10 protein-coding genes are annotated in these 10,397 nt (G+C 70.3%); 8 read left to right on the top strand and 2 right to left on the bottom strand.

The genetic code is table 11. From position 1 onward, the window contains the following. Positions 1–9 precede the first annotated feature (9 nt). Complete coding sequence (locus tag GT042_RS23880; RefSeq protein WP_161310781.1) at positions 10–969, bottom strand: NAD-dependent epimerase/dehydratase family protein; 960 nt, start codon at positions 967–969, stop codon at positions 10–12. A gap of 159 nt (positions 970–1,128) precedes the next feature. Here GT042_RS23880 and GT042_RS23875 point away from each other — a divergent pair, with 159 nt between their 5' ends. Beyond that, entirely contained in the window at positions 1,129–1,905 is a 777-nt protein-coding gene (locus GT042_RS23875) for an alpha/beta fold hydrolase (protein ID WP_161310780.1), read from the top strand. Positions 1,906–1,955: 50 nt separating this feature from the next. On the opposite strand, the gene GT042_RS23870 is transcribed toward GT042_RS23875, so the two are convergent. Then, positions 1,956–2,819 carry a C40 family peptidase gene (locus GT042_RS23870; protein WP_161310779.1) on the bottom strand — a complete coding sequence of 288 codons (864 nt, stop codon included), beginning with the start codon at positions 2,817–2,819 and terminating at the stop codon, positions 1,956–1,958. Between the two features lie 819 nt (positions 2,820–3,638). On the opposite strand from GT042_RS23870, the gene GT042_RS23865 reads away from it, so the two are divergent. The 7 genes from GT042_RS23865 to GT042_RS23835 all read left to right on the top strand — a co-directional run. Then, a complete protein-coding gene (locus GT042_RS23865; RefSeq protein WP_161310778.1) occupies positions 3,639–3,998 on the top strand; it encodes an NADH-quinone oxidoreductase subunit A in 360 nt (119 codons plus the stop codon). Between the two features lie 19 nt (positions 3,999–4,017). Next, entirely contained in the window at positions 4,018–4,572 is a 555-nt protein-coding gene (locus GT042_RS23860; RefSeq protein WP_161310777.1) for an NADH-quinone oxidoreductase subunit B, read from the top strand. Further along, positions 4,569–5,336, top strand: a complete 768-nt coding sequence (locus tag GT042_RS23855; protein ID WP_161310776.1) for an NADH-quinone oxidoreductase subunit C — start codon at positions 4,569–4,571, stop codon at positions 5,334–5,336. The genes GT042_RS23860 and GT042_RS23855 overlap by 4 nt, the downstream gene beginning before the upstream one ends. Beyond that, positions 5,336–6,658, top strand: a complete 1,323-nt coding sequence (locus tag GT042_RS23850; RefSeq protein WP_161310775.1) for an NADH-quinone oxidoreductase subunit D — start codon at positions 5,336–5,338, stop codon at positions 6,656–6,658. Before GT042_RS23855 ends, GT042_RS23850 begins: the two co-directional genes overlap by 1 nt. Positions 6,659–6,693: 35 nt before the next feature. Then, the gene (gene nuoE, locus GT042_RS23845; protein ID WP_161310782.1) at positions 6,694–7,524 is read left to right on the top strand and encodes an NADH-quinone oxidoreductase subunit NuoE; all 831 of its coding nucleotides are present in this window, start codon (positions 6,694–6,696) and stop codon (positions 7,522–7,524) included. Continuing rightward, entirely contained in the window at positions 7,524–8,885 is a 1,362-nt protein-coding gene (gene nuoF / locus GT042_RS23840; protein WP_161310774.1) for an NADH-quinone oxidoreductase subunit NuoF, read from the top strand. The genes nuoE and nuoF overlap by 1 nt, the downstream gene beginning before the upstream one ends. Beyond that, positions 8,882–10,397: NADH-quinone oxidoreductase subunit G (locus GT042_RS23835; protein ID WP_161310773.1), on the top strand; the 1,516-nt coding region annotated here is incomplete at its 3' end. The genes nuoF and GT042_RS23835, both read left to right, overlap by 4 nt.

The following is a 10,397-nucleotide window of genomic DNA, read 5'->3' as shown; positions in this document are numbered from 1 at the left end:
GGACACGCCCTAGCTTCCGGCCGCCGCGCGGTACGTGGCCAGCGTGTCGGTCACCGCCTGTTCCGCCGGGGTCGCCGTCGCGCCGAGGTGTTTGGTGATCTTGGTGCTGTCGACGACGAACGGCTCCTGGAACTCGTACAGCATCTCGGTCAGTTCACGCATGAGCGGGTTCGCGACGCCCAGCGTGCGCATCACCACCGGCGGGAGCGAGCGCACCTTGGCCTTCGGGTGGCCCGCCGACTCCTGCACGAGGGTGACGAGTTGGCGGGTGGTGCGGGTGACCGGGTCGTTCGCGAGGTGCCAGACCTCGCCCGCCGCGTCCGGGTGCTCGCCGAGGAGCGCGAGGCCCTCGCCGATGTCCGGGATGTACGTGTACGTGTGCGGCTGGTCCGGGTCGCCGAGGACCGTGGCCGTCCGGCCGCGCAGCGCCGCCTTGAAGACCGTGTCGCCGAGGACGGACTGCCGGCCGCCGCCCGGACCGTAGTAGTCCGAGGCCCGGCCGATCGTGACCTCGACGCGGCCCGCGCGGTGCGCCGCGAGCAGGTCCTGGGCCATCCGCGCGCGGACCGCGCCCTTGCGGGTCGTGGGCGCGTCGGCGTGGCCCTCGGTGAGGGGCCGGCCCAGGGGAGGCCCGTACATGTAGACGTTGTCCATGCTCACCAGCCGCGCCCCGGCGGCCTCGGCGGCGGCCACCACCCCGGCCTGGAGGCCGGGGAACTCCTCCGCCCAGCGGTGGTACGGCGGGTTGAGGATCTGGTACACCACCTGCGCGCCCTCGGCGACGGCCGTGGTGAAGGCGGGGTCGGTGGCGTCCCCGGCCGCGACCTCGACCCCGTCGGGAACGGGCGCGGAGCCCGAGCGGTTGACCATCCGTACGTCCCGGGGGTGTTCGCCCCGGCGCAGCAGCGCGGCGAGCGTGGCCCGGCCGATGGCGCCGGTACCGAAGATGACATGGCGGGGAGTGCTCACTAGGCGTCCTTCGGGGAGGGCGACAGCAGGTGGCGTGTCGGCGCCACGGCTCCGGTGGAGCGCCCAGCGTACGGGTCCTGCCCCGCTCTTTCCCGGGTTGTACGCCGATCGTCGGGCTTCTTCACGGGCGTACGATCACGGGGTCAGGGGGAGGGTGCGATGCGGCGTGACGTCCAGGACGAGGAACGCGGGGTACGGCGCTTCTCCTTCCCGTGCGACGGCGAGACGCTCAGCTGCTCGGTGACGGCGCCCGCGGATCCGTCCGCACGCCGGGCGACCGCCGTCCTGCTCCACGGCGCCGGTACGAGCGAGCACCGGCGGCTGGACGCGCTCGCCGGGGACCTCGCCGCGCGGGGGCACACCGTTGTCGGCTTCGACTTCTCCGGGCACGGCGGCAGTTCCGGCTCCCTCGGCGAGCTGAGCCTCCGGCGGCGGCTCGCGCAGGCGCGGGCCGTGGTCGACGCGCACGCGCCGCCCGGCGACGCTCTGGTGCTCGTCGGATTCAGCATGAGCGGCCAGACGGTGGCGGACCTGACCCGCCACTACGGCTCCCGCGTGACGGCCCTCGGCCTCTGCGCCCCGGCGGTGTACGCGCGCCGGGCGTGGGAGCCGCCGTTCGCGGACGGGTTCACCGGCGTCATCAGGACCCCGGAGAGCTGGCGGGACTCGGCCGCGCTCGACACCTTCCGTACGTTCACCGGGCGCGCCGTCCTGCTCGTACCGGCGCACGACACGGTGATCCCGCCGGCGGTGACCCGGGCCGTCGCGGAGGCGCTGGGCGCACGCGCGGACTTCACGCACCTCGTGCACGCCGGAGCGGACCACAAGCTGGGCCTGTGGCTGCGCGACCACCCCCGGGAACGGGGCGAGTTCGCGGACGCGCTCGTGCGCCCCGTACAACCGGAGCCCGCACGCCGGCAGCCCGCCTCCCCCTGAACGGGACACGGGCCGTCGGACGTGCAGAAACGACGAACAAGACGAAAAACTCAGAGCACCCGCACCGCACCGGTCGGCGGGTCCCAGTCCAGGGACTTCTCGACCACACCCGTGCCCGGGTTCTGCGCCCCCACGAACTCGCCGCCGCCCACGTAGATCGCCGTGTGGTACGCGCTGCCCGCGCTTCCCCAGTACAGGATGTCGCCCGGCTGGAGGTTGCTCAGGGAGACCTGCGTGCCCGCCGTCGACTGGTCCTGCGAGACGCGCGGCAGGTCCACACCGATCTGCTTGTACGCGGCCTGCACCAGACCCGAGCAGTCCCACGCGTTGGGGCCCGTCGAACCCATCACGTAGGCGTCGCCGACCTGCGCCCGGGCGAACGCGATGAGCGCGCCCGCGGAACCGGTGGCCGTCGAGGTGTACGAGGCGGTCTTGGCGGTGGCCGAGCCGGAGCCGGTGGAGCTGCCGGAGCCGCCGGCGCTCGCCGACTGCGTGGAGTACGTGGCCTTCTCGGCCGCGGCCTGGGCCGCCGCCTTCGCCTTGGCCGCCTTCGCGGCGGCCTCTTCGCGCTTCTTCTCCGCCTCGGCCTTGCGGATCGCCTCGGCCTTCGCCTTGGCGACCTTGGCGGTGTGCGCGGCCTTCGTGGCCGCCGCGTCCTCCTGCGCCTGGAGTTCGAGGACGGACGCGACCTGCTGCGTGGCCGCCGCCGACTGCGCGACGCTGTCGGCGAGCCCGGCGGTCAGGGTGGGCATTTCGATGGTCTTCTCGGTCACCGGCTCGGCGTGCGCCGGCCCGGCGGCACCGGCGACCGCGATGCTGCTGAGAACACCCCCGGCAACTCCGGCGCGGATGGCCGTTTTCGACGCGCTGCGGCGGGGTTTCCGGTGGCTGGTTATCTGAGCGGTGTGGGACATGGTCATACCGCTATCAGGCGGTCCCGGGTGGGCGTCAAGAAACGTGTCCTGCGCCACATTTGCGGCTGGAATCTGTGAATCCGCTTTCGAAGGGCCTTTATTGACGCCGTAACGGGCAAACCGGACACACGTGATCATGGCTGTGATCACATGCTTTTCGTCAAACGCCCGAATTGCCCCTGACTTACCATCCCTTCACACCCTTGGCCAAGCCCGCCTTTTCGGGCAGTCGGCCCGAGTGGTACAGGTCACAGGATGGTCACCGCACTGCGACCGGATGGTTACGGCGCCCCCGCCGGGCCCGGATGGCCGGGAACGCACCCCCTCCACACACCCCTGCGTCCTCCGTATTCCCTCCGCGCCGTCGCCCCTCCGTCGCTCGTGAACGCGCGCACGTGTCCACCTCGCTCCCGCCGACCCCCTCGCCCGGGTGACGGCGGATGCCTTATCACCCCAAAGCATTCCCTCGCCAATTTGCTTGTATATGCCATCGCTTGATAATGCGAACCCCTTCCCACCAGCGACGACCGGTGGGGATGTCACATCTCGTAACCGCCGGGACGCTTCGTGTGTGAAGATCACCGCTCATCCGACTTCATGATCCTTCGTCAGGTGGTGGAGATCACAAAGTCGGTGGTGTACCCCGTGTCGCAGATCACAGACCACCAGGCATAGGATGCGGGGCAGTCGGGCTTGTGAACTGCCTCACATGTACACGATCTTCGGTGATCCGGTGCCGGGAATCCGTGGTGGGGCGGGGACGCGAAATCGCCCGGTGCGGTCCAACGGTCAAGGACGACTGGAAGGAGCTGAGGGGCGTTGAATGCCTACGCACCCATCCTCGTGCTCGGCGCGCTCGGTGCTGGGTTTGCGATCTTCTCCGTGGTCATGGCCACGCTTATCGGCCCAAGACGGTACAACCGGGCCAAACTTGAAGCGTACGAGTGTGGCATCGAGCCCACGCCTACGCCGGCCGGAGGCGGCCGCTTTCCCATCAAGTACTACCTGACGGCGATGCTCTTCATCGTCTTCGACATCGAGATCGTCTTCCTTTACCCCTGGGCCGTCACCTTCGACTCCCTGGGGATCTTCGGGCTCGTGGAGATGCTGCTCTTCGTGCTCACCGTCTTCGTCGCCTACGCGTATGTGTGGCGGCGGGGCGGTCTGGAATGGGACTAAAGGGGCTGAGGGGCCACCAATGGGACTCGAAGAGAAGCTGCCTAGCGGTTTCCTGCTGACCACGGTCGAACAGGCCTCGGGGTGGGTGCGGAAGTCCTCCGTATTCCCCGCCACCTTCGGCCTCGCCTGCTGCGCCATCGAGATGATGACGACCGGCGCCGGGCGGTACGACCTGGCACGGTTCGGCATGGAGGTCTTCCGCGGTTCGCCGCGCCAGGCCGACCTGATGATCGTGGCCGGGCGGGTGAGCCAGAAGATGGCGCCCGTCCTGCGGCAGGTCTACGACCAGATGCCGAACCCCAAGTGGGTGATCTCCATGGGGGTGTGCGCCTCGTCGGGCGGCATGTTCAACAACTACGCGATCGTGCAGGGCGTCGACCACATCGTGCCGGTCGACATCTACCTGCCCGGCTGCCCGCCGCGTCCCGAGATGCTGTTGGACGCCATTCTCAAGCTCCACGAGAAGATCCAGAACTCCAAGCTCGGGGTCAACGCCGAAGAGGCGGCCCGCGAGGCGGAGGAAGCGGCCCTCAAGGCGCTCCCGCTGATCGAGATGAAGGGGCTGCTGCGGTGAGCGGCGAGCAGCGTCCCGGCACGTCCGGGCAGAACAACGGGTCCGGCACGGACGGGCAGGACGGAAAGAACGTTCCCTCCGCGCGCGACGACCACGGTGAGGTCATCGGCGTACGGAAGGGCATGTTCGGCGCCAACAACGGCGGGGACACCTCCGGTTACGGCGGTCTGCGCAGGACGGTCGCCCTGCCGGGCTCGACCTCCCGCCCCTTCGGCGGCCCGAACGGGGTCTTCGACCAGATCGCCGACGAGCTCGAAGGCGCCCTGGAGGAGCAGGGACTCGTCCCCGGCAACGCCATCGAGAAGACGGTCGTGGACCGCGGCGAGGTCACCTTCCACATCGCCCGCGAGCACCTCGTCCAGGTCGCGCGCACCCTGCGCGACGACCCGGCGCTCCGCTTCGAGCTGTGTACGGGGGTGTCGGGCGTCCACTACCTCGGGGACAAGGGCCGTGAGCTGCACGCCGTCTACCACCTGCGCTCGCTCACCCACGGCCGGCTGATCCGCCTGGAGGTCTCGGCGCCCGACGCCGACCCGCACGTGCCGTCCCTGGTCTCGCTCTACCCGACCAACGACTGGCACGAGCGCGAGACGTACGACTTCTTCGGCCTGATCTTCGACGGCCACCCCGCCCTGACCCGGATCATGATGCCGGACGACTGGCAGGGCTTCCCGCAGCGCAAGGACTATCCGCTCGGCGGGATCGCCGTCGAGTACAAGGGCGCCCAGATCCCGGCTCCGGACCAGCGGAGGTCGTACTCCTGATGAGCACTTCACATGCGTCGGCCCGCGAGACCACCGAGGGCACCGTCTACACGGTCACCGGTGGGGACTGGGACGAGGTCGTCCAGTCCGCCGCGAAGTCCGACGACGAGCGGATCATCGTCAACATGGGTCCCCAGCACCCGTCCACCCACGGGGTGCTGCGGCTGATCCTGGAGATCGAGGGCGAGACCGTCACCGAGGCCCGCTGCGGCATCGGCTATCTGCACACGGGCATCGAGAAGAACCTCGAATTCCGCAACTGGACGCAGGGCACCACCTTCGTCACGCGCATGGACTACCTGACGTCGTTCTTCAACGAGACGGCGTACTGCCTGGGCGTGGAGAAGCTGCTCGGCATCGAGGACGACATCCCGGACCGGGCCACCGCCGTCCGCGTCCTGCTGATGGAGCTGAACCGGCTCTCCTCGCACCTGGTGTGCATCGCCACCGGCGGCATGGAGCTGGGCGCGACGACGATCATGATCTACGGATTCCGTGATCGTGAACTCATTCTCGACGCCTACGAGCTGATCACCGGCCTGCGCATGAACCACGCGTTCATCCGGCCCGGCGGACTCGCCCAGGACCTGCCCCCCGGCGCCGTCGACCAGCTGCGCGAGCTGCTGCGGACCCTGCGGAAGAACCTGCCCGAGTACGACAAGCTCGCCACCGGCAACCCCATCTTCAAGGCCAGGATGGAGGACGTCGGCTACCTCGACCTGACCGGCTGCATGGCGCTGGGCGCCACCGGCCCGATCCTGCGCGCCGCCGGACTCCCGCACGACCTGCGCAGGTCGGACCCGTACTGCGGGTACGAGACGTACGAGTTCGACGTCCCGACCGCCGACACGTGTGACGCGTACGGCCGCTTCCTCATCCGCCTGGAGGAGATGCGGCAGTCGCTGCGGATCGTCGAGCAGTGCCTGGACCGGCTCGCGCCGGGCCCGGTGATGGTCGCCGACAAGAAGATCGCCTGGCCCGCGCAGCTCGCGCTCGGACCCGACGGGCTCGGCAACTCGCTCGACCACATCAAGAACATCATGGGCACGTCCATGGAAGCGCTCATCCACCACTTCAAGCTGGTGACGGAGGGCTTCCGCGTGCCGGCCGGTCAGGCGTACGCCGCCGTGGAGTCGCCCAAGGGCGAACTGGGCGCGCACGTCGTCTCCGACGGGGGCACCCGCCCCTACCGGGTCCACTTCCGCGACCCGTCCTTCACCAATCTCCAGGCCATGGCGGCGATGTGCGAGGGCGGCCAGGTCGCCGACGTCATCGTCGCCGTCGCGTCCATCGACCCCGTGATGGGAGGCGTCGACCGGTGACCGTCCAGCCGACCAATTCCGAGGTCAGCCTGGGGATGCCCCAGCTGCCGGCCCCCGACTTCCCCGCCGACGTGCGCGCGCGGCTGGAGGCGGACGCCAGGGAGATCATCTCCCGCTACCCCGGCGCGCGTTCCGCGCTGCTGCCGCTCCTGCACCTCGTACAGGCGGAGGAGGGGTACGTCTCCCGTACGGGCATGGCCTTCTGCGCGGAGCTGCTCGACCTGACCACCGCCGAGGTCACGGCCGTCGCGACCTTCTACACCATGTACCGGCGCAAGCCGGGCGGTGACTACCAGGTCGGGGTCTGTACGAACACGCTCTGCGCGGTGATGGGCGGCGACGCCATCTTCGACGAGCTGAAGGAACATCTCGGCGTCGGCAACGACGAGACCACCGAGGACGGCAAGGTCACGCTCGAACACATCGAGTGCAACGCGGCCTGCGACTTCGCGCCCGTCGTGATGGTCAACTGGGAGTTCTTCGACAACCAGACCCCGCAGAGCGCCAAGCAGCTCGTCGACGACCTGCGCGCGGGCCGCCCCGTCGAGCCGACCAGGGGCGCGCCGCTCTGCACGTACAAGGACACCGAGCGGATCCTCGCCGGCTTCCCCGACGAGCGCCCCGGCGCCGTCGGAGCCACCGGCGGCGCGGGCCCCGCCTCGCTGATCGGCCTGCGGCTCGCCAAGGGCGAGGCCCCGCAGCGGGTGGTCAGGCCGCGCGACGGCGGGCACACCCCGGACGCGCACCCGCAGGACGCGCCGCCGCAGCCCGGGTCCCAGCACCTCAGCTCGCACGACGCACCGCAGCGCACCTCGGACTCCGACCCGGACCACCCGGCCGGACCCACCGCCGAGGAGGGGGAGTGATGACGATGGCACCCGAGATCGACGAGAACGGCACCAGCCCCGAGAAGCTCCTCGCTCCCGTCCTGTCCGCGTTCTGGGACCAGCCGGAGTCCTGGACGCTGGAGACGTACGAACGGCACGACGGGTACGAGGGCCTCAAGAAGGCCCTCGCCATGACGCCCGACGACCTCATCGCGTACGTGAAGGACGCTGGTCTGCGCGGCCGGGGCGGCGCCGGCTTCCCCACCGGGATGAAGTGGCAGTTCATCCCCCAGGGTGACGGGAAACCCCACTACCTCGTCGTCAACGCCGACGAGTCGGAGCCCGGCACCTGCAAGGACATGCCGCTGCTCTTCGCCAACCCGCACTCCCTCATCGAGGGCATGGTGATCGCCTGTTACGCGATCCGCTCCTCGCACGCCTTCATCTACCTGCGCGGCGAGGTCGTCCCCGTCCTGCGCCGGCTGCACGAGGCCGTCCGGGAGGCGTACGCGGCCGGCTACCTCGGCAAGAGCATCCTCGGCAGCGGGATCGACCTCGACGTCGTCGTGCACGCGGGAGCGGGTGCGTACATCTGCGGGGAGGAGACCGCGCTGCTCGACTCGCTGGAGGGCCGTCGCGGACAGCCCCGGCTGCGTCCGCCCTTCCCCGCCGTGGCGGGTCTCTACGCGAGCCCCACCGTGGTGAACAACGTCGAGTCGATCGCCTCCGTTCCCGCGATCCTGCACCGCGGCAAGGAGTGGTTCCGCTCGATGGGCAGCGAGAAGTCCCCGGGCTTCACGCTCTACTCGCTCAGCGGCCACGTCACCAGCCCCGGCCAGTACGAGGGCCCCATGGGCCTCACCCTGCGCCAGCTGCTCGACATGGGCGGCGGGATCAGGGCGGGCCACCGGCTCAAGTTCTGGACGCCGGGCGGCTCCTCGACCCCGATGTTCACCGACGAACACCTCGACGTCCCCCTCGACTACGAAGGCGTCGGCGCGGCCGGCTCGATGCTCGGGACCAAGGCGCTCCAGTGCTTCGACGAGACGACCTGTGTCGTACGGGCCGTCACCCGCTGGACCGAGTTCTACGCCCACGAGTCCTGCGGCAAGTGCACCCCCTGCCGCGAAGGCACGTACTGGCTCGTGCAGTTGCTGCGGGACATCGAGGCCGGCAAGGGCGAGATGTCCGACCTCGACAAGCTCAACGACATCGCCGACACCATCAACGGCAAGTCGTTCTGCGCGCTCGGCGACGGCGCCGCCGCCCCGATCTTCTCGTCGCTCAAGTACTTCCGCGACGAGTACGAGCAGCACATCACGGGCAAGGGCTGCCCCTTCGACCCCGCGAAGTCCACCGCGTGGGCAGACCGGAACCCGCACCAGGAGGTGAACGCATGACAGTCACCACGTCGGCCCCCTCCGGAGGCGGCGAGGCGGCGCTCCCGCCGGAAGACCTCGTCTCGCTGACGATCGACGGCATCGAGATCTCCGTCCCCAAGGGGACGCTGGTCATCCGCGCCGCCGAGCTGCTCGGCATCGAGATCCCGCGTTTCTGCGACCATCCGCTGCTCGACCCGGTCGGCGCCTGCCGCCAGTGCATCGTGGAGGTGGAGGGCCAGCGCAAGCCGATGGCCTCCTGCACCATCACCTGCACCGACGGCATGGTCGTCAAGTCGCAGCTCAGCTCGCCCGTCGCCGAGAAGGCGCAGCGCGGCGTGATGGAGCTGCTGCTCATCAACCACCCGCTGGACTGCCCGGTCTGCGACAAGGGCGGCGAGTGCCCGCTCCAGAACCAGGCCATGCAGGTCGGCGAGCCGGACACGCGCTTCGAGGGCAGGAAGCGTACGTACGAGAAGCCCGTCCCGATCTCCACGCAGGTGCTGCTGGACCGCGAGCGGTGTGTGCTCTGCGCGCGCTGCACCCGCTTCTCCGAGCAGATCGCGGGCGACCCGATGATCGAGCTGCTGGAGCGCGGGGCGCTCGAACAGGTCGGCACGGGCGAGGGCGACCCCTTCGCGTCGTACTTCTCCGGCAACACCATCCAGATCTGCCCGGTCGGCGCGCTCACCTCGGCGGCGTACCGCTTCCGGTCGCGCCCGTTCGACCTGGTCTCCTCGCCGAGCGTGTGCGAGCACTGCGCGGGCGGCTGCGCGACCCGCACCGACCACCGGCGCGGCAAGGTCATGCGGCGGATGGCGGCGGACGACCCCGAGGTCAACGAGGAATGGGTCTGCGACAAGGGGCGGTTCGGCTTCCGCTACGCGCAGAAGCCCGACCGGCTCACGACCCCGCTCATCAGGAACGCGGACGGTGACCTGGAGCCGGCGAGCTGGCCCGAGGCGCTGGAGGCCGCGGCCCTGGGGCTGGCCGCCGCGCGCGGCCGGGCGGGGGTGCTGGCCGGTGGCCGGCTGACCGTCGAGGACGCGTACGCGTACGCCAAGTTCGCCCGGGTCGCGCTCGACACGAACGACGTCGACTTCCGCGCGCGCGTGCACAGCAGCGAGGAGGCCGACTTCCTGGCCGCCCATGTGGCGGGCCGGGGACGGGACCTGGACGGTACGGGGATCACGTACACCACGCTGGAGAAGGCACCGGCCGTCCTCCTCGCGGGCTTCGAGTCCGAGGAGGAGGCGCCCGGCGTCTTCCTGCGGCTGCGCAAGGCCGCGCGCAAGCACGGACAGCGGACGTACTCCCTGGCCACCCATGTCACACCGGGCCTGGAGAAGGCCGGGGGCACCTTGCTCCCCGCCGCTCCCGGCACGGAGACCGACTGGCTGGACGCCCTCGCGGGCAACACCGCCCTGGACGGTGACGGCGCGCAGGCCGCCGAGGCGCTCCGCGCGCCCGGCGCCGTGATCGTCGTCGGCGAACGGCTCGCCGCGGTGCCCGGTGGCCTCACCGCCGCCGCCC

Origin of the sequence: Streptomyces sp. SID3212 (assembly GCF_009865405.1) — a bacterium.
In the GTDB taxonomy this organism is placed as follows: Bacteria; Actinomycetota; Actinomycetes; order Streptomycetales; family Streptomycetaceae; genus Streptomyces.
Note: the sequence above shows the minus strand (reverse complement) of the source record. Positions and strands in the feature narration are given on the sequence as shown.

What these genes read in the sequence shown, in the direction of transcription:
- GT042_RS23875 (WP_161310780.1), top strand. Translation starts at nt 1,129, where the DNA reads ATGCGGCGTGACGTCCAGGACGAGGAACGCGGGGTACGGCGCTTCTCC.
- GT042_RS23870 (WP_161310779.1), bottom strand. Translation starts at nt 2,819, where the DNA reads ATGTCCCACACCGCTCAGATAACCAGCCACCGGAAACCCCGCCGCAGC.
- GT042_RS23860 (WP_161310777.1), top strand. Translation starts at nt 4,018, where the DNA reads ATGGGACTCGAAGAGAAGCTGCCTAGCGGTTTCCTGCTGACCACGGTC.
- GT042_RS23850 (WP_161310775.1), top strand. Translation starts at nt 5,336, where the DNA reads ATGAGCACTTCACATGCGTCGGCCCGCGAGACCACCGAGGGCACCGTC.
- nuoE (WP_161310782.1), top strand. Translation starts at nt 6,694, where the DNA reads ATGCCCCAGCTGCCGGCCCCCGACTTCCCCGCCGACGTGCGCGCGCGG.
- nuoF (WP_161310774.1), top strand. Translation starts at nt 7,524, where the DNA reads ATGACGATGGCACCCGAGATCGACGAGAACGGCACCAGCCCCGAGAAG.